Below are 21,813 nucleotides of genomic sequence, written 5' to 3' on the forward strand. Positions count from 1 at the left end.
AAATTATTCTGATTGTCTCCAACATAAAGATCATTATAATCTGAAACTAGACTGCCTGAACCACAATCATTTAAAGCAAATGAATAATACGGTGATTCATCCCTGGTATTTATTAATATATTATTCTTCGCGATGATATTTGAGCAGTTGTTTGCAATAAACAATGAGGCAGAACCATACTTATTATTTCCAGTTCCTGTCAAGTAAACTGAGTTGTGATAGACCTTCGCAAAATCCTGATTCCTTAATTGAATACCGCTCACGGAAGCACTTGGCGCAGAAGATTTACTTTGGATGTCATAAATCATATTGTTGTAAACAGTGTTAATACATCCTTTAAATGATGAAGTACCATTTAAGATAATTCCGATTCCACCATAGTAACCATCATCTACTGAAATATTATGAACAATATTATTTCGGATTATATCACCTGTACCAGCAACAGATGCGATGCCTGGAGAATAAATGACTTGACTTCTGTTGTGTAAATTTTGAACAGTATTGTTTTCGATAATCGTATATTGACCAAAAGTAACATTGATTCCCATCGATATCAGGCTGTCAGCTTCTGAACCGATATAATTTCCGCGAATAATGTTTCCGTTCATTCGATAAAATAATGATGCTAAATTTATCCCGACTGCAGCTTTCTTAATGAAATTGTTTTGAATAACATTGCTGTCGGGAGCGAAGTTGCCCGAATGATGAAGGAAAACAATACCGGCACTTTTTCTTGTATAATCTTCACATTCAACTGTTAGATTTTGAACAATGTTATGATTAGAATTATTTATAAAAATAACTCCATCATTGAACTCAAAGTTTTCATTCTGAAGCGAGTGAATTCTTAATGAACTTGTTCCAGTTAAACTTATTCCATCAATCGTAAAGTAACTTACATTAATTAAACTAAGAACCGCTTCACCATCTGCTTCTATTATTACATTTTTATCTTGAGCTGGCTTAAGAGTAATTCTATTATTGTGTCCAGTTCCGGAAATTGGTCCGACAAGTATAAATCCCGGTGAGCCCGATGCCGAACGGTATAGCTCATCTATTAATTCCAGACTTACTTCACCAGATATTCCATCCAAACTTAATTTTCTGAATGCTGAATCAATTGTAGGAAAATATCCTCCCGCTCCAATGGTATACGTACCAGCTGAGAGTGGATTGGAAAGCGGTGAATCTGGTTTTGTAGGAATTGAATAATCTGCTCTAAAACCGAATGCTTCCAATTCTTGAGAAAATGAATCACAAGATATCAGAATTATAATTGTCAGAATTGTCAAAACATTTAAGTTTTTCATTGGTGCACTCCTTAGAATTTGAATTTATTTTTCTTTTAAAGTCGCACACCAAATAAATAATAAATGAATGGGGGGTAGTTATCAAGGATGTGTCAAAGGTTTGTAATAACTTTCCAAGAGTTTAGAATATGTTGCAAATGTTTATAATAATGTTGCAGATGTGATTTTGATTCAAATTTGAAGGTTCAAAAAATCAGAATTTTGCATAACTGATTCGGCCACGTGAATATTTATCAAACTTCGAAATTGCTTTTTCTCCCTGTATTTTACTCTCCTTTTCTCTAATTTTGGCTTAACTTTAACTACATTTTAAGGTGCTCTATGAAAATGTCTGGCGGTCCGGCATCGGTCAATCTGAAAATTGTGCTTTTAATAATCGCTGTTCTTATTGCAATAGGAACTCTTTATTACACACAAACACTAGTGCGTAAACTTCAAGAAAAGGAACGGCAGATTGTTGAACTTTATGCAAAAGGGATAGAATACCTCGCAAACACAACTAATCCTGATGTTGACATCACTTTCCTTTTCGACAATATCATTAAACCTATCGATTTCCCGTTAATTCAATCGGATGCAGAGAACAATGTTTACAACCGGACAGACATCCGTAATGTTGAAATTGATACGACCTTAACAAACGAACAATTCAAAACATTTATTGCTGAACTTATTGCTGAGATGGATGCAACTCACCCTCCTATTGAAGTTAAGTACGAGGGTATCATCATAAACAAAATTCACTATGGAGATTCAGAGCACATAAAACAATTGCGTTACTATCCATATATACAGTTATCTATTGCGGCACTTTTTATAATAATAGGATACATTAGTTTCAGCAGTATCAAGCGAAGCGAGCAGAGTAATATCTGGGTTGGAATGGCAAAAGAAACAGCTCACCAGTTTGGAACACCTATTTCCAGTCTGATGGGATGGCTGGAAATGTTGAAATTAAATTACCAGGATCCGGATAAAGTCATTGATATTTCAGAAGAGATTAGCAGCGATGTTGAAAAGCTGAATAGAATTACGTACAGATTTTCCAAGATTGGCTCCAAGCCTGAACTTTCAAATCAAAATGTTATCGAAGAACTAAAACAAGTAACCTCTTATTTTGAAAGACGGCTTCCGCAAACAGGCAAAAAAGTTGACCTGATAATTTCAGGCGATGAAAAAGCCTGTGCCGAAGTGAATCCAGAGTTGTTTGGATGGGTAATAGAAAATCTTATTAAGAATGCCCTCGATGCTATTGAAGGCACAACAGGGAAAATTGAAATTTCAGTGAAGGAATTAAAAAGCAAAGTTGAAGTGGAAGTTAAAGACAGCGGCAAAGGTATTGAAATGAAAAGAAGGAAAGATGTGTTCAGACCGGGATACAGCACCAAGAAACGCGGCTGGGGACTTGGACTCAGTCTTTCCAAAAGAATAATCGAAGGTTATCACGGCGGAAAGATTTTCGTTAAAAGCTCAATGCCCGGTGAAGGAACAACTTTTAAAATAATTTTAAAAAGCTGTTAACTCATTTCCAGCATTCTGTTAATCGGAATTAGTGCTTTCTCTGCAATTTTAGGATCAATGATTATTTCCGGAAATTTATTTTCCATACACAGGTACAACTTTTCCATCGTATTAAGTTTCATATAAGGGCATTCATTGCAGGAACAACTTTCCTCTTCCGGAGGAGCTGCAATAAAAATCTTATTCGGTTCCGCTTTTTTCATCTGGTGAATAATTCCCGGCTCGGTTGCAACGATGTACGAGTGAGATTTATCCTCTGAAATAAATTTCAACAATTTACTTGTTGAGCCAATAAAGTTTGCCCACATCAGAACCGAATCTGTACACTCCGGATGTGCTATTAATTTAGCTCCCGGATTTTCTGTCAATAACTTAATTATTTTTTCTTCACTGAAATGCTCATGCACTATACACGAACCTTCCCACAAAAGCATATCTCTGCCAGTTTTTTTTATTAGATACTTGCCAAGATTTTTATCCGGCGAGAAAAGAATCTGCTGTTCTTTTGGAATCTGATTAATTATTTTTTCCGCACTGCTAGATGTGCAGATTATATCACTTAATGCTTTTACTTCTGCAGTACAATTGATATATGTAATTGCTAAATGATCCGGATGCATTTTTCTAAATTCAGCAAACTTATCTGCCGGACAACCTTCGGCAAGAGAACATCCTGCTTCGAGATCCGGAAGTAGCACAAGCTTATTTGGGTTCAAAATCTTCGCAGTCTCTGCCATAAAATGAACACCTGCGAAAACGATTACTTCAGCACTTGTATCTTTAGCTTTTCTAGCTAGTTCCAAACTGTCCCCTACAAAATCAGCAATATCCTGAATCTCCGATTCCTGGTAATAATGAGCCAAAATAACTGCATTAAGCTGTTCCTTTTTTTGAAGGATTTTTTCAGCCAAATCTGTCGTGGTTACTGTATCAATCATAATAATTCACTCCAACAAAGATTTAATAGGGATTGCAAATACCATTTTACAGGTAATATTTACACTGAAATTATTTTTCTCAATAATTAGCTTATTTGAAACATAAAAACAATATAAAAACCAGTGGCATTGATATTGATAATTATAAAACGAAATAGTTTAAGCATAGCATCCCTCCAAATATGACACACAAAGCTGCCGGGTTTCGCCCTCACAATCCGGCAGTTGCCCTTTTAAACCAAAATCTTATTCGTTTTATTTAGCACTTTAAGCACTGCTTTTTTGTTTGCCCGAACATCTACTAAAATTTCACCGAAGTCTTTTATCAGAACAAACCGGTTCTGTCCTTCTTTATTCTTTTTATCGTATCTCATTGATCTGAGGATATCTTCTCCATCGAATTTGGTTGACTTTAATTCAGCTTTGAATTTCAGTGGGAGTTCAATCATTTTATCAAGCTTGTTCTGATTTATAAAACCTAATTCATAAGAAAGATATAGTGCGTTTAATATTCCGATTATGACAGCTTTGCCATGAGAAATTTTATAATTAGAAATGCTTTCATAAGCATGAGCGAAAGTGTGACCAAAGTTTAGAATCTTTCGCAATCCGGATTTTTCAAATTCATCCACAGATACTACAGCTGATTTTATTTTTATGCATTGCAAAATAATTTCGTTAATAAATTTTAAATTCAATTTTTTCAACAGATGAAAATCGGAAAGAAGCTTATTATATAATGTCTTATCTGTCAGATATGAATATTTAATTACCTCACCGAATCCTGAAATTATCTCTTTCTGTGGTAGTGTTTTAAGAAAACCTATGTCAATCAACACAAATGACGGCGAATTAAATGATCCAATTAGATTTTTTGCTTCCCTGAAATTCACGCTTGTTTTGCTGCCAATTGAGCTATCAACCATCGAAAGAAATGTTGTTGGTATATGAACGAGTGGAACTCCCCGCATATATGTGGAAGCAATAAATCCTGCAAGATCACCAATTGTCCCACCACCAATTGAAATTATAAGTGTGTCTCTTCCAAATTGTTGTTTGTAAAGAGCAGAATAAATTTTAGTAGTAGCATCAAGTGATTTATTTTTTTCAGAAGCTGTTACAACCGAGTAATGTATTTTCTCTGCAACTGCGTTTATTGTTCGCTTTATTTTATTGCCGAAATACTGCTTCATGTTTCTGTCAAGAATTACAAAAATTCTTTTGGGAAGATCGTATTCAGATATTAACTCAGGAAGAATCGGGAGTGTATCGCTGCCGACAAATACCGGATAGTTTTGCTTTATTGATTTGACTAAGACTTTGTTCAAGATTTTCTAAAATTATTTATGATTCACTCAAAATAAATTTTGCAATTATATCAACAGTTTTCCCCACAGTTTGATTATCGGTATCAATGATGAAATCAGCTTGCTCATAATATCCCTTCCGGGCATCGAGGAGCTGATTTATCCGCAATAAAAATTCTTCCTTCGTTGGAACTTCTTCCCCCTCAAAAATAAAAGCAGGACGATCTCTTTTAAATCTTAATCTTTTATAAGCCATTTCAGGAGATGATTTCAAATAAATTATTTTCCCGGATGATTTGATTATGCTGAAATTTTCTTCGCTAGCAATTGCACCCCCGCCAAGCGAAATGATTGATTCATTTTTTTCTGAAAGCTTTCTTAAAATCTCCGTCTCAATTTTTCTGAAATAACTTTCTCCTTTAGTGTCAAATATCTCAACAACTTTCATCCCTTCCTGGTTTTCGACTTCTTTATCGAGATCAAAAAAATTCCATCCGAGAGTGTTCGCAAGAATTGGTCCGATGGTGCTTTTTCCCGCAGCCATAAATCCGGTTAAGTAATATATTTTTTTCTTCATAAGTAGATAGTTCAAAAATAGGTTTTATCGGTTGAATATTAAAGGCGGGTAGTTGTGATGAATCAGAAGCTGAATACAAAACCGAGAATAAATGTGAGTCCATCGATATCAATTTTTGTATCGAATGCGTTTTCCGGAAGATCAATTACGTTTCCTTGGTAAATAACTTGTGCCTTTGAGTACTTGCTCGAAACGGTGTACTGCGGATTACGAAACTTCATCTCAAATCTTGCTGCAACTTCAGGAATAATTACATAGTCCATCGAAGCAGAAACATGCAATCCCAGAGCGAATTTTCTCTGAGTTACTTCAAGTTCAACATCCTGAAATTTTCTTACGAATTCACCGATATAATATCCGAGACCTCCACCCATCATAAATTTGAAATCTTCAGTTGAAAAAGGGAAATGATAATAAGCGGTAAGTTCTATCGGTACAACTCTGAAACCGTCTTCAACTTCAAATATGAAAACCTGGTTGCCAATAAATGCTGTTAGATTGGGCAGATACAAAGTTTTACTAATATACTCAGCATTTAAACCAAGCAGAAACTCCTTCGAAAATCTGTAACGAACATCAAGCGCAGGGCTCCAGATATCTTCAAATGTTGTAGATCTATTTCTCACTTCCGGACTTGATGAATTCGGATTCAGAAAAACCTCTGCTGAAGTTGTGTAAACTGCATTAACAGCTATACCAATATTTGCTGAATCCGTCTGAGCAAATACCGGAAAAGTTAAAATAGTCAAAGCCAATAGATTTGTAGTAAGTCTGATCATCTTCAAAAAAGTTAGTAAGTGCTTCAGAACTTGTATAAAATTATTTAAAAAAGAAAACCCCCTATTCATCCTTTTTTGATGAAAGGGGGTTTTTAAAATTTTTAATATTAATAACCGAAGAACAGATGTCTGTTGTCCGTTATATTAGCTTTCTCCTTAATTTCTGTTAACCAGGAATTTAGAGATACTGATTTTTTCTCCTGGAAAACTGTGTTTCTGAGAGTTGCACTTTGATTTTGAAATGCAGTAGAATCAAATGGAGTTTTTTCAGTCAGGTGGAAGACAACATAACCTCTTAATGCTTTTATTGGCTCAGATGTTTCACCCGGTTTCATAGAAAGGGCTGTAAATATAACTGCATTATCCTTTCCCAGAATCGGAATTGAAGTGGCAGCGCTGAATTTTCCAGTATTAGCGACCTGAATTCTCGAATCGATTTGAGTTACTTTATCAATATCATTATTAGCTTTCTTCATAACCTCCAAAGCCAGCTCACGCGATTTTTCGTACTGTTTTTCAACAACATAAAGCTGACGCACTTTCGGCTGCTGAGCTTCAAATTTTTCAAGTCCGTCTGCAATTACCTCTGAAACTTTAGCGACAATATATCCATTAGGCAATCTGTGAACTTCACTGACGGAATTCAATCCATTCTCAAATGCAAAAGTCACAAGTCTTTTGTTAGCACCGACGCCGGGAATAGAAGGACTCTTCATTGTGAAGCTTCCGCTTTCCTGAATAGTATATCCCACAAGCTCTGCTTCTTTTTCAAATCCGTTTTTCTTTGCAAGGTAGGAAAAATCATTTGCTGAAGTATATTTTGCATCACGGGTTGTTGCTGATTCTTTTACTGCATTAGTAATTTTTTCGACAACATATTTGCTGCTTGATTGATCTGTCACAAGTATTATGTGATAACCAAAAGAACTTTTGACAGGCTTTTGAACTTCGCCAACTTTAGCTGAAAAACATGCATCCTCAAACTCCTTTACCATCATTCCCTTTCCGAACCAACCAAGATCGCCACCGTTTTTGCCTGAACCGGGATCTTTTGAATGCTCGATAGCCGTCTGTTTGAAATCAGCACCGTTAATTAATTCCTGATAAATCCGGTTTGCTTCAGCCAGGTTTGCGGCGTCATCTCCCATTTGTGAAACTAAAATGTGTGAAGCTTTGACAAACTTGTCTTTTGAAGGTATTACGTTTACGAGATGATAAAGCACAAATCCTCCGGTTTGAGAAGGAACCGGTCCTACAATTGAACCAACATTTGCTAGCTTTAGAGCATTGATTGCTTCGCCAGTTAAACCCGAAGCTGTTAAAGTATCAATGGAATAAGGTGTCTCGGAATAAATATCTACAAAATATTTGAAGTCGGAAGTGTCTCCCTCAGCAGTCTTCTTAACGTTTTCAAGATTCTTAATCACCATCATGCTATCTGCATGTGAGGGTTCGTGTCGAAATAAAACGTACGAAATTTTTCTTTGTGCATTTATTTTGAATTTATCAGGATTGTCATCATAATATTCTCTCAGTTCTTTTTCAGAAGGTTTAAATATTGTATCCGGAAATAGAGCGTTAGCAAAAAGTGCAAACTTACCATCCATAAAAGTATTCTGCTCAATGAATTTTCTTTTCACTTCAGCTTCACTTACTGTAATGCCGGCTTCAAGCAGACTTTGCAATTTTTGTCTGTATTGAGTTTGCCTTACTACTTCTTCAGCCTGTAAAAGAACCTGTTCGTTCTGCGGATCGAAAATTGCTTGTTCGTACAATTCACGATTAAACTGTCCAAGTGAATCGATAAAATTCTGTTTAAGGAAAGCCGGAGGATCATCTCCCAAAATAATTTCCTTTATTTCTTCATTACTTACTGTAATACCAAGTCTTTGTACTTCCTGTTCAATAAGTTTTTCAGTAACCAGGGTTTCCCAAACCTGATCCCTGAACTGATCAAATTGTTCTTCGGGAATGTCATTACCAGTTTGCTGCTTCTGCTGTTCTCTTTGTCTTTCGACAGCCATTTGAAACTCCTGGTAAGAAATATCAGTTCCATTAACTGAGCCAACATCGTTCGTTCTGCCGCCAATCGCTTCTAGTACGTTCGAATCAGAAATTACCATAAAGAGGACAAACAAAGCACCGACTGTAATTATAAATACTGGTGCCAGGTTCCTCATTTTAGCCATCATTCCCATTACTTAAAATTCTCCGTTTTTAGTTCAAAAATAAGGATACAAACATAGATACAGACTCGTTAAAAATCAATTAAAATTAGCGTGGATAAGACAGTCCTTCTCAGGAATAGTTGACAATTCAGCTGGTTATTCTCTTGAAGTTAAGCCATTTGTTTATTTGATTTTCAGACCAATCAAACCTATTTTAGATTGTCATCAATTAAGAAAAAGTTATAATAAAATTGGAAAAAGTTGAATTTTTAAAGACTGTTCCCATCTTTTCTGAATTAAAAGATGAAACACTTGCACAGTTATCCCGGTCCGGCTCGGTCCAAAGTTTTTCGAAAGAATCCATAATCTTGTCAGAGAAAGACGCCGGTTCTGCTCTGTTTATCATCATTTCCGGAAAAGTTAAAATTTCCAGGATTAGTTCTGAGGATAACGATAAAGAAGTGATTCTTTCAATCCTAAATCCCTCTGATTTTTTTGGAGAAATGTCTCTACTCGACGGTCTCGAGAGATCAGCAACGGCTACTGCTATGGAGGATTCAAAAATTTTTATAATCCAGAGGAATGACTTTTTAAAGCTGCTTGAAGAACATCCGGAAGTGTCAATTGCATTACTGCAGGAATTAACTCAAAGACTGCGTGTTGCCGGAATGAAGATAAAAGCACTTTCCCTTAAAGATGCCGAAGGAAAAGTTGCAACTGTTCTACTTCAGCTTGCTGATGATATCGGGAAAATAAAACACGGTGTTGTTGAAATTGAAAGACTTCCCTTCCAGCACGAACTGGCTAACATGGCGGGGACTTCAAGAGAAACGATTTCACGGACACTTCATTCTTTTGCCAAGAAAGGTTTAATTGAACTTGAGGGTTCAAAATTGAGAATTGTGGAATACGAAAAGTTTAAATCCCTTTATGCTCTCTGAGAAAAATGGCTGCTGAGAAAACCGATCTACATCTGCATTCCTATTATTCCGATGGATATCATGCACCGGAACGATTAATTGATAAAGCTTTTAACCAGGGAATCAGCACACTAAGTATTACTGACCACGATAGTGTAAATGGAATCAATGAAGCAACAGATTACGCAAAAAAATATAACATCGAAGTTATCCCCGGTCTTGAAATTAGTACAGATATTAGAGATACAGAAGTGCACATTCTTGGATATTTTGTTGATCCAAAGAATAAAGACCTCGAACATTATCTTAACTTCTTCCGTGAGGAAAGAGTAAAGAGAGCTGCTCGAATGGTAAAAAAGCTTAACGTACTTGGTCTCGACATAACAATTGATGATGTTATGGTCTTTGCAAAAAATTCAGCGATAGGAAGGCCGCATATTGCACAAGCATTGCTTGCCAAGGGACAGGTCAAATCATTTTTTGAAGCATTCTATAAATACATCGGAAACCATGCACCTGCTTATGAACGGAAAGTTCATTTATCTCCGCAGAGTGCTTTTAAAATTATAAGTGATGCCGGAGGATTATCATTTATTGCCCATCCCGGAAATATGCCTGAAATCCTTATTAAAGAATTAATTGATGCAGGAGTGGATGGAATCGAAGTTATTCATCCTTCTCATTCACCTGAGCAAGTGAGATTTTATCGCGGAATTGTTAATGAATACTTCCTGCTGGAATCCGGTGGTTCAGACTTTCACGGTGGAAAAAGAGAAGATGACGAAAATCTAGGTAAGTATTATACCTCTGCCAAGGTAGTTGAAACAATGAAAACAAGGCTCGTTAGGAATATTGAATGATTCCGGTGATATTTTTTTAGACTTTCAAACCTGAGTATTTTTTATAACTTTCTATTATAACAATCAGAATTATTTTTCGAGGTACGATCAGCAAGTTTCTACGTTTAACTCACAATTGAGAAATGGAAAATGAGAATTTTATTTTTTTTGTTAATCGTACCGTACTTTATTTCAACTACCCTTTCCCAGCAATTCATCAACTGGAAAAATTACACTGCTCTTAAAAATGTTCAGGACGTTGCAATCAGAGGTAATGACATCTGGAGTGCAGCCAATGGAGGAGCATTCCTTTATTCAACACAAACAAATCAATTCACGACTCTTCACAAATCAGAAGGATTGCGAGGTAATTCACTCACTTCCGTGATTGCTGACGCTTCCGGCAAAATATGGTTTGGCAGTGCTGAAGGAATAATTGACATTTACTCTGAAAGTACTGGCGGTCTCGATGTAATCATGGATATCTACAATTCAAATCAGATAAACAAAACAATAAACGATTTTTCTCTTGCAAGTGACACAATAATCGTTGCAACAGATTTTGGAGTTTCACTTATAAATGCAAGTAGTTTTCTTTTCTTCGATACATTCTTCAAATTCGGAACGTTTGCATCAAACACAAGAGTTAACAGTGCTATAAAGAATGGTTTATTTTATGTTTGTACCGATCAGGGAGTTGCTATTCAAAAGCCGGGTGCTTCCAATCTCTCAGCCCCGGAATCATGGGATGTTTATTCTATTCTTAATGGACTGCCTTCAAACAAAACTTTAAAACCAGGATTGTTCCAGGGAAATTTGATTGTAAGTACTGATAAAGGCTTTGCTCTGCGTTCAAACAATACATGGAATAATTTCATTACTGAACTGGCCAATGTTAATATTAATGATTTTCAAATCAGCGGTGATTCAATAATTATCCTTGCACAAAACAATATATATCTTTATTACAATCAAACACTCAATTTGCTTTACAATTCTCCTGTATCACTTTCTAAAATTGAATTTAACCATGATATCGGTTTTGCATGCGCAAGTGCAAACGGAACACTTTTTCTGAATACAACATTGACCGGTGATTTCGTATCTCCGAATGCACCTCCTGTAAATCAATTTCCAAGTATGAGCGTTGATGTAAACAGCAAGTTCTGGTCAGCAAGCGGAAAAGACAATAGAGGTGTCGGCTATTACACTTACAGCGAAGAAACCTGGGAAATCTTTAATACTTCAAATACTCCTGAATTGCCTTATAACGATGTGTATCATTCAGCTTCTATCGCAAACGCCACTTATCTCGGTACGTGGGGTTTTGGTTTTCTTGAAGTAAATGGAGACAATAAAAAACTTTTTAATAGAACTAATTCAGGTATGCAGGGAATACCACAGAATCCGGACTTCATAGTAGTTACAGGTTTTGGGAAAGACTCTCGAAATAATTTATGGGTTCTCAATTATTGGGCAGTTGACAGAAATACTTTATCAATGAGAACTCCTGATAGTGTCTGGTATCATTTTTTAATTCCGGCAGCACAGAACAGAGTTTTGCTCGGACACGAAAATCTTTCAATTGATCCATATGATACCAAATGGTTCACGTGCTCGGATCCTTCGCGGTTGGGTTTATTCTATCTTAACGAAAATAAAACTTATACTGATGCCTCGGATGACAGATCAGATTATCTTACTACAGCAGATGGTTTGAACACAAATGATATCCGTGATGTCGTAGCTGACAGAAGAGGTGATGTATGGGTGGCGACAAGTCTTGGTGTGAATATTATTTCAAACACGAGCAGTATTCCTTCATCCGGCAGTGCAGGACTCCGCATCTCCAGTGTTTTTGTCCTTCGTCAACAATCGATAAATGCTATTGCAGTTGATCCTTTAAATCAGAAATGGATCGGCACTAACGAAGGTCTGCTACTTGTTAATTCTGATGGCTCACGACTGATTACAACATTTACAGCACAGAACAGTGCTTTGCTTTCTAATATTATAAGAAGCATCGCAATCGATGAGAACAAAGGAATTGTTTACGTTGGAACGGATGAAGGTTTAACTTCTTTTGAAACTCCATACATAAAACCTCTCGAAAGTTTTGATGAGCTGTTTGTTTATCCCAATCCATACAAAATAAAAGGTGGGACCAATCTTTTAACGATTGACGGATTGATTCGCGATACCGAGATAAAAATTCTATCAATTGACGGAACACTGGTAAGTCAATTCTTTTCTCCGGGCGGAAGAACCGCTTACTGGGATGGGAAAGACAAAAACGGTGAGTTGGTAAATACCGGTGTTTATATAATTGTTGCTTTTGATTCTGAAGGAAACGAAGTAGTAACAGGAAAAGTTGCCGTCTTCCGTGAATAATTTCTTTTTATGATTGATCTCTCCAACATCTCTCTTCAGTTCACCGGGGAATATCTTTTCCAGAATGTTAATTTAAAAATCCATTCAGGTGATAAAATTTGTCTCGTCGGTTCAAATGGAACAGGTAAAACTTCTTTGCTTAAAATGCTCGTCGGACAAATTGAACCTGAAAGTGGAGGAATCAACAAACAAAAAAATATTACGATCGGTTACCTTCCGCAGGATCAGGTTGTTCATCGCGGAAAGACTTTAATTGATGAAGTGTTCACTGCCCTTTCTGATATCAAATCACTTCAGCAAAAAGAAAAAGAAATTATTGCTCAGCTTGAATCTCCTTCTTTAAATGATGAAGAAAAAGAAGATCTAGTAAACCAGCTTGGCGAAGTTCATCTTCGTTTGGAAGAACTCGAATCATATAACGCAGAATATAAAATTGAAAAAATTCTCACCGGACTTGGATTTACAGAAAAAGATTTCAGAAGGTTGACTGATGAATTTTCCGGCGGATGGCAGATGCGTATTGCAATGGCAAAGCTTCTCATTGCTCAGAATGATTTACTCTTGTTTGACGAACCAACAAACCATCTCGATCTCGATTCACTGCAATGGCTGATTGGTTACATTCAAAGCTTTAAAGGTTCGATGATAATTGTTTCTCACGATAAGAATTTTGTTAATCTTACAACAAACCGAACGTGGGAAATCTTTCTCAGGAAGATCAATCCATACAACGGCAAGCTGAATGATTACCTGAAATACAAAGAAGAACGCGACCAAATGCTGATTAACCAGCGGGAAATTCAGCAGAAAAAAATTAAAGACACTCAAAGATTTATTGAACGCTTCCGTTACAAGGCAACAAAAGCACGACAGGTTCAAAGCAGAATTAAACAGCTTGAAAAAGTCGAGCTGATTGAAATACCGGATGATGAAGAAACGGTTAACATAAGATTTCCCAATCCCCCGCCAAGCGGAGCTTACAATGTTGAGTTGAATGGAATCCATAAATCTTTCGGTGAGATGAAGCTGTTTGATGGAATTGATTTCAGAGTGAACCGTGGAGACAAGATTGCATTTGTCGGACCGAATGGTGCGGGCAAAACTACACTTTCAAAAATCATCGCGGGAAAGATCGATATTGATAAAGGTGAAAGAATTAGCGGACATAACAATATCATTTCCTATTACTCACAGGATGTTGCTGATTCATTAAATCCTGAAATTGATCTTATTGAAACTCTAGACTCAATTGGCTCTGACAAATCAATCGGACAACTTCGATCTCTGCTTGGTGCATTTCTTTTTACAGGCGATGATGTTTTCAAGAAAGTCGGAGTGCTTTCCGGAGGAGAAAAAAGCAGACTGGCACTTGCAAAGATTTTGCTCTCCCCTTCCAATTTTATAATTCTCGATGAGCCGACAAACCATCTCGATTACTCATCCAAAAAAGTTTTGCAGCAGGCTTTGGTTAACTTTTCCGGTACGCTGATACTTGTTTCTCACGATGTGGAATTTCTCAAACCAATTGCAAACAGAGTCGTTGATATACGTGCAGGCAAAGTAAAAATTTACGAAGGCGATATTGAATACTACCTTTATAAAAGAAATGAGGAAACTCAACCAGTAACGCCAATAAAAATTGAACAACTAACTGAAACATCCTCCCGCAAAGAGCAAAAGCGTATTGAAGCTGAGAAACGCCAACAGAGATATAAAGCAACAAAAGATTTGAAGGAAAAGCTGACAAAGCTTGAAAAAGAAATTCACGAACTTGAGCGGGAGCTTGAAAAAATAAACACAGTTCTTATCAATCCCGACACATACAACAACCACACACAAATACGTGAACTTAATGAGAAGCACAAAGAGCTGAAATTATCTCTTGATGAAAAAGTAAAAGAATGGGAAGAAGTGAGTTTGAGTTTGGAGGAGGTTGAGAGAGAGTTTAGTTAAATTTTAAATTAATTCTCTACACCATCTAATTATAAAATCAAAGTTATATTCAAAGATAAAAATCACTATAACTAATATTATTTCAATATTAACATTTTCTTTACATAGGTTGTATCTTCAGTTTCCAATTTATATAAGTATACTCCAGATTCATTATCAAAGAAGCTTGGCATAATTTGGTAGTTACCTTTCAACTGGAATGCATTAACCAGTGTGTCTACAGGATTTCCATTTATGTCAAAAATTATAAGACTCACATTCTGATCTTTTTTTAAATCATAAATTATTGTAGTTGAAGGTGAAAACGGATTTCCATTTTCATCAGTCAACTTATATTGACTTGAGGTCTCATCTGTTGTTTTATGAGGTGTCGAACAATACACGAATAGTAAAAGAGTTGAAATTAAATAAGTTACTTTCAACATAATTTGCCTTCTAAATTTTTATTCAAACTTAATTTTTTTGACTACACGCCGCAATTCTTTTATTTATGGCCATAATATTTATTAATGGATTTCTCTCTCCATATTACAAACTAAACCCTCACACCCAAAAACTCTTCGGCAAGAGCAATACCACCGTAAACCGCTGCATCATCTCCAAGCTTTGAAGCAACAATTTTCAAACCTTTGGCAGAATCATTAAGCACGTGTTCGGAAAAAGATTCTTTTATTAAAGGAAGCATATAAAAATCCAGCGCTTCAATCATTCCTCCGCCGAGAACGATCAAATCGAGGTTTAACAGATTTGCTATGCTTGCAAGAGTTTCCCCAATCACTTCGCATCCTTCTTTAATTCTTCTCCGGACAACTTTATCTCCGGACTTAACAGCATTGGATAGCGACTTGCTTCTTATTCTCTCACCTGCTTTAACCTGCTTCGAAAGCTTGCTTCGCTTGCCCGATTTAATATCCTTTATAATTTTATTTACGATTGCCGTTCTGCTTGCGATAGCTTCAAAGCATCCCTTTCTTCCGCAGCCGCATTTTGGTCCGTTTTTCTCGACAAGCATATGTCCAATCTCTCCTGCAACATAATTTGAACCGCGGTACATCTTTCCGTCAATTATCAATCCTCCGCCGATTCCTGTCCCGACAAACACTGCAAGCATATTTTCTGCTTTCTTCCCGACTCCAAAAGTTTTTATTCCAAGCGCACCGAGGTTTACATCATTTTCTATTAAAACAGGGAAAGGAATTTCAGCTTCGAGAGCTTTTTTTATGTTAAAATTTTTCAACCCGAGATTTGGAGCCAATCCAATTACGCCTGAATCCGGATTAAGCAATCCGGGTACACCAAGACAAACAGCTTTTATTTTTTTTCGGTTAACGTGAGCTTCCTCGATCAGCTCATAAACAATTTCTGCAAGCTGGTGGACATATTTTTTCCTGGAGACAGTCGGATCGGTTGGTTTTTTTACGCTGGCGATTATTTCCTCTTTGGAATTTACAACACAGCCGAGCACTTTCGTCCCGCCCATATCTATGCTGATTACTGAATCTCTGTGCATCTGGAAGTGATCCTTTTTTGTTTTGGAAAAACTAAGGAGAAATGTGTTTTTATCAAAAAGAAGAATCGCTGCTTCTGTCATCCTGAATTTATTTCAGGATCTATGATTATTGTATAAGATGCTGTCCGAAGGACTCCTTCGGAGAAACAAGTTCAGCATGACAGCTGAATAGATTTGCTTATTTTTGTTCTAATGAAAATCCATAACAAACCTAAAAAACGATTCGGACAGAACTTCCTGCAGGATGAAAATATCCTCAACAAAATTGTGAAGGAAATAAATCCACAGCAGGACGATTTGATAATCGAAATTGGTCCCGGCTATGGAGCACTTACTCAAGAATTATTTTCTGTAACTGAAAATCTTATAGCTGTCGAAATCGATAATGAACTTGCAATAAATTTGAAAGAAAGATTTCCTGATATTCAATTAATCAATGAAGATTTTCTGAAGACAGATCTATATAGACTATCTTCGCCGGAGAAAAAACTTCGAATAGTTGGTAACATTCCATATAACATTACTTCTCCTATACTTTTTAAGCTGATAGAAAATAATAAACTGCTTAACGATGCTGTGTTTATGGTTCAGTATGAAGTTGCAAAACGGATGACTTCTGGAATTGGAACAAAAGATTATGGAATTCTTGCTGTGGTTTTAAAGTATTTTACAGAAACCGAATTGTGCTTCAAGATTTCACCAAATGTTTTCTATCCAAAGCCGAAAGTCTTTTCAGCATTGGTCCATATTCATTTTAAAGAAGTCAAGCATCCAGAAGAAGAACAGAAACTTTTCATTGAAATTGTAAAAGCCGCTTTCGGGAACCGGAGAAAAATCCTAAAAAATTCATTCGGCAATAGTATATTTCACGAAATTGATTTTTCAAATTCAGGTATTGACCTTTTGCTTCGCGCAGAGAATTTAAGTGTTGATGATTTTGTGATGCTCACAAAGTATGTCTCAAAGGTTTCTCACAGTTTTACCCGAAAGTAAATTCAAATATTTCTGAATGGATAAGTTCAAACAGTTCGTAAAACACCTTAAAGCATTCGATGTCGTTGTAATCGTATTCTACATTATTCTGTCCACGCTTCATATAATTTTTTATCAAAAGATTGATACATGGCTGTTGTGGATTGTAGTAAATGTGTTCATCATCCTGATTACTTTTTCACTGGCTTACCTCGAATCGAAGTACGATAATGAGTTCTGGAACGCTGCTCACTACTGGTTTATTGTGCCGGTTGTCCTCATCACGTTCAAAGAACTTTATTTTATGATTAAGCCGATCAGGATTTATGATCACGACGAGATGTTTATTCTTATCGACAGGATATTATTCTTCGGTAACGATCCGACGCATCTACTTTGGAAAATCTCAACTCCGGTGCTGACTGAAATTCTGCAGATTGTTTATGGAATGTTTTACCTTCTTCCAATCCTGCTTGGATTATTTCTCCTGCGAAAGAAACGATATGTTGCAATGGACTTTTCAGTGTTCGTTATTATTTACGGATTCTATTTATCATATCTTGGCTACTTTATCTGGCCGGGAATTGGGCCACGGTTTACTCTCCATAACTTTGAGACAATTAACCAGGATTTACCCGGACTTTTTCTAACAAACTTCCTTCGTGAAATTGTGAACACAGGCGAATCAATTCCCGCAGGAACACCAAATCCTGCTGAAGTAGTTCAGCGGGATATTTTTCCAAGCGGTCATACAATGATTACGCTGATCGTGATGTATTTATCTTATCGTTTAAAGAGCAGATCAAGATTTTTCTTTATTCCTATTGGAACTCTTCTGATATTTTCAACTGTTTATTTGTGGTATCATTATGTGATTGATTTAATCGGAGGTTTGGCATTTATGATTTTCGCTGTGTGGTCGGGGAAGTATATTTTCAACTGGTGGAGAAGGAAAATCGGAAAACCGGAGTTTGAGTATGGAAAATATTAAAGTAAAGTATGTGTGTAAGTCCGTATGAACGATAAAAAAAACAAAGTAAAAAGCATATTCGATTCTATAGCCTTCAGATATGATTTTTTGAATCATCTGCTGAGCTTCGGAGTTGATAAATACTGGAGAAGAAAAGCACTTAGGCTTAGTAAAATCAACAGCGAAAGTTTTTTGCTTGATGTTGCCTGCGGTACGGGTGATGTTGCTATTGAAGCTTACAAGCAAGGAGTGAAAAAAATTGTCGGTGCAGATTTCTCCCACAATATGCTCGGACTCTTTGCAAAGAAAAGTGAGTGGATTAACGGCCGCACAGTTCAAACCACAGCAGAACAAATGCCTTTCCGTGACAATTCTTTTACAAATATAACAGTAGCATTTGGAGTGCGAAACTTCTACGATATTAAAGAAGGATTCAAATCATTCCACCGAGTTCTGAAACCAAACGGCAAAGCAACAGTAATTGAGTTCCAAATGCCTGAGAATAAAATCTTCAAATCGCTCTACAAATTTTATTTTAAGAAAATACTGCCTTTCATCGGTGGAATTGTTTCTAATAATAAAGCTGCGTATCAATACTTACCGAATTCAGTGGAGGAATTTGATGAAAAAATTTTACTTGTGGATTTGTTAAAGGAGGCCGGATTCAAATCAGTAAAAAAATATACACTGACTTTTGGAATTGTTCAGGTTGTTATTGCGGAGAAATAAAGCACTCGGCAGTCTGGTCGTTAGACTTCGACAAAGTCTAACAGACTTTAACGAGCAATCCGTCAGTTGCCGGAAAGTCCAGAATCAGATTCCGGACTTGTTTCTATCGAAACTTCGCCGGAATGACAGTTGGAATTAAGTAAATGTCATTCCCACAAGTCCCGACCATTGTCGGGACGCGTTGGGAATCTGAAAATCACTATTTAATATTATATTCAATTAATTCCTGAGTGAGAAGATTCGAAGTAGGCTCGAATGAAATTCCTCCGCCGCCAATATTCACGATGAACTGATTCCCTTCATATTTAACTGATCCAACATCCTTAACGAACCACATTAATGCCGTGTAAGTCTGCGGTGGTGATCCGATCTCCGAATATAATTCTAAAGTATATTTTACTTTTTGAGCAGTCACAGAGATTGTTCCGGAAGTTAAATTTAAATTTACCTGTTCTGTACCATCAAAACTTGCGATGATATCCAGAATCTTCACTTCAATTCCGGGTTGAACCTGAGCAGTAATGCGATATAAACTCCAGGAACTTCCTGTTGTTAATGGATAAAACAGCAATTGCATTTCATCTCTAAGTGAAACGAACTGCTTTAATGTATCGGGAATCAATTGCGAAATTAAACTTGTATCAACTGCATAGAAAACCGCTGTCTCAGTTTTTCTGAAGAGATATGTCGCAACATTACTTTGACTTCCAAAATCCAGCGAGTCCTCCTGAGTTATGTAATTAATTCCATTCAGTATAAAAGTTCCTGAATAAAAAATATCTCTCGTTCCGCTTTGGATAATATTGCCGGCAGAATCTTTTTCAATAACCGAATATTTAAATGTTGAGCCAATACCACCGGGATAGTAATCAGGGAAAACCTGTGCTGGCGGATCTGTTGGAGTATTATCTTCACAACCTGTTGAGATCAGTAATGAAAGTAAAGTGAGTAAGAATATTTTTATATGGGTGTTCAACTATAATTCCAACAAGTATTTTTTTAATTGATTAAAAGCTCTGAACCTGTGACTTATTTTATTTTTTATTTCCGGAGGAAGTTCCGCTGTTGTTTTATCATAACCATCCGGAAGAAAAAGCGGATCGTAACCAAATCCATTTGTTCCGCGAGGTTCTTTTATTATACTGCCAATAATCTCACCCATCGCCACAATAAAATCACCACCAAAATAATAGACCGCTGCACAAACGAACTTTCCTTTATGCGGTTCAGGAAATGATTTTAATCGCTCAATCAGTCTGCGGTTATTGTCTTCATCGGTTGCATTTTCACCCGCATATCGTGCTGAATAAACTCCCGGCTCATTCCCCAGTTGTAATGCGACGATTCCCGAATCATCAGCAATGGTCGGCAGTTTAAATTTCTTGTAGATTATTTCTGCTTTTATCTTTGCATTGCCCTCAAATGTATCGGCTGATTCGTGAATTTCATCTGTGTATCCGACATCATTAAGTGAAAGTATTTCAGAATTAATCCCTTTTAGGATATGACGAACTTCTTTTACTTTACCTTCATTCTTTGATGCAAATATTATTTTCTTTGTCATAACCTATTGAGCAGATTTTTTAACTCCTCTTTACCTTTTGAGATAATTTCTTTCTGGTCGTATACCAAAGATTCCCTATCTTTTACTAACCATCTTCCATCAACCATCACACATTTAACATTCTCTGTTGTCGATGAAAAAACTATATCCGAATAAACTGATTCATTCGAATCAGAGTACGAATTTGAATATGAATCGAGATCCATCAAAACAAGATCAGCTTTTTTACCAACTTCAATACTTCCAACTTCATTCTGCAAATGAAGAGCTTTTGCGCCTTCAATAGTTGCCATCCTGAAAATTGTTTTTGCATCCATCACTTCCGCACCGTGGATTGGTTTTTGAATTAACGATGCCAGTCTCATTTCATTGAAGATACTGAGATTGTTATTACAAGGAGCACCGTCAGCTCCGAGTGTCACTGAAATTCCTTCCTTCAGAAATTGAGGAATTGGTGCAATGCCCGAACCAAGTTTCATATTCGCAGATGGACAATGAGCAATTCTTGTATTTCTGTCCTTCAGCATTTTTCTTTCACTATCAGATGTGTGAACACAGTGTGCAAGAACTGTGTGATCATCCAGCACTCCGATTGAATTAAAATATTCGATATTTTCTTTGTGAAATCTTCTTCTCACTTCATTTATTTCATCTGCACTTTCGGATGAATGAGTATGGTAAACACTTCCTGGAAACTCCTTCATTATTTCTTTTGCTTCTTTCAGAAGCTTTTCGCTGCAGGAAAGAACAAACCTCGGTGAAAAAGAATATCTGACTCTTCCTTCTGCCGAATTGTGAAAGCTCTTTGCGAGATTTACAATATCTTTTATTTCATCATTCGTTGATGATTTGAAATCAGGATAAAGGTCATTTATATCAATCAAACATTTTCCTGAAAACCCACGAATGCCTGAATCAATCATTTCCTGTAAAACAACTTCACCGTATCTCAAAGTTCCCATATCAAGAAATGTTGTTGTACCGCCCATCAATAGCTCATTTAGACTAAGCTGAGCGGTTACTCGTAACGATTCTTTATTGTGTGCATTTTCAAAAGGAAAGATTTTCAGGCGAAGCCATTCAAGTAATGGAAGATCATCAGCTAACCCTCTGAAGAGTGTCTGGCTTAAATGAACGTGTGTCTGGATGAAACCCGGAATGAGAGTCAGATTTCCTGCATCATAAACTTCATCATAATTTTGCTTTTCAATTTTATCAACCGGAATAAATGCGGAAATTTTGTTATCCACGATTTCAACAGCCTGATTTTTAATAATTGAATCTTTTACATCTGCTGTTATAATTTTTTTAGGGATTATTAGAATATTTTTTTTCTGTATCATTTTCTTACTCCTGCCTGCC

Annotated in this window: 18 protein-coding genes; 8 read left to right on the forward strand and 10 right to left on the reverse strand. The window is 36.5% G+C overall.

What is annotated here, in order from left to right; translation table 11 throughout:
• Positions 1 to 1,634 precede the first annotated feature (1,634 nt).
• Entirely contained in the window at positions 1,635 to 2,834 is a 1,200-nt protein-coding gene (locus IPM14_08995; protein ID MBK9098231.1) for a HAMP domain-containing histidine kinase, read from the forward strand.
• On the opposite strand, the gene nadA is transcribed toward IPM14_08995, so the two are convergent.
• From nadA to IPM14_09020, 5 genes are all read right to left on the reverse strand, one after another.
• A complete protein-coding gene (gene nadA / locus IPM14_09000) occupies positions 2,831 to 3,772 on the reverse strand; it encodes a quinolinate synthase NadA (protein MBK9098232.1) in 942 nt (313 codons plus the stop codon). The two genes, IPM14_08995 and nadA, sit on opposite strands and share 4 nt — an antisense overlap.
• Before the next feature lie 233 nt (positions 3,773 to 4,005).
• Positions 4,006 to 5,100, reverse strand: coding sequence for a 3-dehydroquinate synthase (aroB, locus tag IPM14_09005; protein ID MBK9098233.1), 1,095 nt, complete (start codon positions 5,098 to 5,100; stop codon positions 4,006 to 4,008).
• A 16-nt stretch (positions 5,101 to 5,116) separates the two neighbouring features.
• The gene (locus IPM14_09010) at positions 5,117 to 5,656 is read right to left on the reverse strand and encodes a shikimate kinase (GenBank protein MBK9098234.1); all 540 of its coding nucleotides are present in this window, start codon (positions 5,654 to 5,656) and stop codon (positions 5,117 to 5,119) included.
• A gap of 62 nt (positions 5,657 to 5,718) precedes the next feature.
• Positions 5,719 to 6,441 carry a hypothetical protein gene (locus tag IPM14_09015; GenBank protein ID MBK9098235.1) on the reverse strand — a complete coding sequence of 241 codons (723 nt, stop codon included), beginning with the start codon at positions 6,439 to 6,441 and terminating at the stop codon, positions 5,719 to 5,721.
• A 101-nt stretch (positions 6,442 to 6,542) separates the two neighbouring features.
• Positions 6,543 to 8,615 (reverse strand): peptidylprolyl isomerase, encoded by a 2,073-nt coding sequence (locus IPM14_09020; protein MBK9098236.1) that lies wholly within the window; start codon positions 8,613 to 8,615, stop codon positions 6,543 to 6,545.
• A gap of 239 nt (positions 8,616 to 8,854) precedes the next feature.
• On the opposite strand from IPM14_09020, the gene IPM14_09025 reads away from it, so the two are divergent.
• The 4 genes from IPM14_09025 (at position 8,855) to IPM14_09040 (ending at position 14,706) form a co-directional block, all read left to right on the forward strand.
• Complete coding sequence (locus IPM14_09025) at positions 8,855 to 9,544, forward strand: Crp/Fnr family transcriptional regulator (protein ID MBK9098237.1); 690 nt, start codon at positions 8,855 to 8,857, stop codon at positions 9,542 to 9,544.
• A gap of 5 nt (positions 9,545 to 9,549) precedes the next feature.
• Positions 9,550 to 10,383 (forward strand): PHP domain-containing protein, encoded by an 834-nt coding sequence (locus IPM14_09030; GenBank protein MBK9098238.1) that lies wholly within the window; start codon positions 9,550 to 9,552, stop codon positions 10,381 to 10,383.
• A gap of 129 nt (positions 10,384 to 10,512) precedes the next feature.
• Positions 10,513 to 12,753: a hypothetical protein gene (locus tag IPM14_09035; GenBank protein MBK9098239.1), complete on the forward strand. Its 2,241-nt coding sequence runs from the start codon at positions 10,513 to 10,515 to the stop codon at positions 12,751 to 12,753.
• Between the two features lie 9 nt (positions 12,754 to 12,762).
• The gene (locus IPM14_09040; GenBank protein MBK9098240.1) at positions 12,763 to 14,706 is read left to right on the forward strand and encodes an ABC-F family ATP-binding cassette domain-containing protein; all 1,944 of its coding nucleotides are present in this window, start codon (positions 12,763 to 12,765) and stop codon (positions 14,704 to 14,706) included.
• A gap of 77 nt (positions 14,707 to 14,783) precedes the next feature.
• Here the strand turns inward: IPM14_09040 and IPM14_09045 are convergent, their stop codons facing one another.
• Positions 14,784 to 15,131, reverse strand: coding sequence for a T9SS type A sorting domain-containing protein (locus IPM14_09045; GenBank protein MBK9098241.1), 348 nt, complete (start codon positions 15,129 to 15,131; stop codon positions 14,784 to 14,786).
• A gap of 110 nt (positions 15,132 to 15,241) precedes the next feature.
• Positions 15,242 to 16,297, reverse strand: coding sequence for an ROK family protein (locus tag IPM14_09050; protein ID MBK9098242.1), 1,056 nt, complete (start codon positions 16,295 to 16,297; stop codon positions 15,242 to 15,244).
• Between the two features lie 111 nt (positions 16,298 to 16,408).
• Here IPM14_09050 and rsmA point away from each other — a divergent pair, with 111 nt between their 5' ends.
• Genes rsmA through ubiE form a run of 3 tightly spaced genes read left to right on the forward strand, consistent with a single transcriptional unit; the run spans position 16,409 to position 18,887 of the window.
• Positions 16,409 to 17,209: a 16S rRNA (adenine(1518)-N(6)/adenine(1519)-N(6))-dimethyltransferase RsmA gene (gene rsmA, locus IPM14_09055; GenBank protein MBK9098243.1), complete on the forward strand. Its 801-nt coding sequence runs from the start codon at positions 16,409 to 16,411 to the stop codon at positions 17,207 to 17,209.
• A gap of 16 nt (positions 17,210 to 17,225) precedes the next feature.
• Positions 17,226 to 18,179 carry a phosphatase PAP2 family protein gene (locus tag IPM14_09060; GenBank protein MBK9098244.1) on the forward strand — a complete coding sequence of 318 codons (954 nt, stop codon included), beginning with the start codon at positions 17,226 to 17,228 and terminating at the stop codon, positions 18,177 to 18,179.
• A gap of 24 nt (positions 18,180 to 18,203) precedes the next feature.
• Positions 18,204 to 18,887: a bifunctional demethylmenaquinone methyltransferase/2-methoxy-6-polyprenyl-1,4-benzoquinol methylase UbiE gene (gene ubiE, locus IPM14_09065; GenBank protein MBK9098245.1), complete on the forward strand. Its 684-nt coding sequence runs from the start codon at positions 18,204 to 18,206 to the stop codon at positions 18,885 to 18,887.
• 199 nt (positions 18,888 to 19,086) lie between these two features.
• On the opposite strand, the gene IPM14_09070 is transcribed toward ubiE, so the two are convergent.
• Genes IPM14_09070 through IPM14_09080 form a run of 3 tightly spaced genes read right to left on the reverse strand, consistent with a single transcriptional unit; the run spans position 19,087 to position 21,794 of the window.
• On the reverse strand, positions 19,087 to 19,863 hold the full coding sequence (locus IPM14_09070; GenBank protein MBK9098246.1) for a hypothetical protein: 777 nt from the start codon (positions 19,861 to 19,863) through the stop codon (positions 19,087 to 19,089).
• Positions 19,864 to 20,451: an RdgB/HAM1 family non-canonical purine NTP pyrophosphatase gene (gene rdgB, locus IPM14_09075; protein MBK9098247.1), complete on the reverse strand. Its 588-nt coding sequence runs from the start codon at positions 20,449 to 20,451 to the stop codon at positions 19,864 to 19,866.
• Positions 20,448 to 21,794, reverse strand: coding sequence for an amidohydrolase family protein (locus tag IPM14_09080; GenBank protein MBK9098248.1), 1,347 nt, complete (start codon positions 21,792 to 21,794; stop codon positions 20,448 to 20,450). Before IPM14_09080 ends, rdgB begins: the two co-directional genes overlap by 4 nt.
• Between the last annotated feature and the right edge of the window lie 19 nt (positions 21,795 to 21,813).

The sequence above is a fragment of the bacterium genome (assembly GCA_016716565.1).
Classification (GTDB): Bacteria; Bacteroidota; Ignavibacteria; order Ignavibacteriales; family Ignavibacteriaceae; genus IGN2.

Bases quoted from the DNA above. Each gene is read 5' to 3' on its own strand.
- rsmA (MBK9098243.1), top strand. From the start codon at position 16,409: ATGAAAATCCATAACAAACCTAAAAAACGATTCGGACAGAACTTCCTG.
- ubiE (MBK9098245.1), top strand. From the start codon at position 18,204: ATGAACGATAAAAAAAACAAAGTAAAAAGCATATTCGATTCTATAGCC.
- IPM14_09050 (MBK9098242.1), bottom strand. From the start codon at position 16,297: ATGACAGAAGCAGCGATTCTTCTTTTTGATAAAAACACATTTCTCCTT.
- nadA (MBK9098232.1), bottom strand. From the start codon at position 3,772: ATGATTGATACAGTAACCACGACAGATTTGGCTGAAAAAATCCTTCAA.
- IPM14_08995 (MBK9098231.1), top strand. From the start codon at position 1,635: ATGAAAATGTCTGGCGGTCCGGCATCGGTCAATCTGAAAATTGTGCTT.
- IPM14_09060 (MBK9098244.1), top strand. From the start codon at position 17,226: ATGGATAAGTTCAAACAGTTCGTAAAACACCTTAAAGCATTCGATGTC.
- IPM14_09040 (MBK9098240.1), top strand. From the start codon at position 12,763: ATGATTGATCTCTCCAACATCTCTCTTCAGTTCACCGGGGAATATCTT.
- IPM14_09030 (MBK9098238.1), top strand. From the start codon at position 9,550: ATGGCTGCTGAGAAAACCGATCTACATCTGCATTCCTATTATTCCGAT.
- rdgB (MBK9098247.1), bottom strand. From the start codon at position 20,451: ATGACAAAGAAAATAATATTTGCATCAAAGAATGAAGGTAAAGTAAAA.
- IPM14_09080 (MBK9098248.1), bottom strand. From the start codon at position 21,794: ATGATACAGAAAAAAAATATTCTAATAATCCCTAAAAAAATTATAACA.
- IPM14_09020 (MBK9098236.1), bottom strand. From the start codon at position 8,615: ATGAGGAACCTGGCACCAGTATTTATAATTACAGTCGGTGCTTTGTTT.
- IPM14_09035 (MBK9098239.1), top strand. From the start codon at position 10,513: ATGAGAATTTTATTTTTTTTGTTAATCGTACCGTACTTTATTTCAACT.
- IPM14_09010 (MBK9098234.1), bottom strand. From the start codon at position 5,656: ATGAAGAAAAAAATATATTACTTAACCGGATTTATGGCTGCGGGAAAA.
- IPM14_09045 (MBK9098241.1), bottom strand. From the start codon at position 15,131: ATGTTGAAAGTAACTTATTTAATTTCAACTCTTTTACTATTCGTGTAT.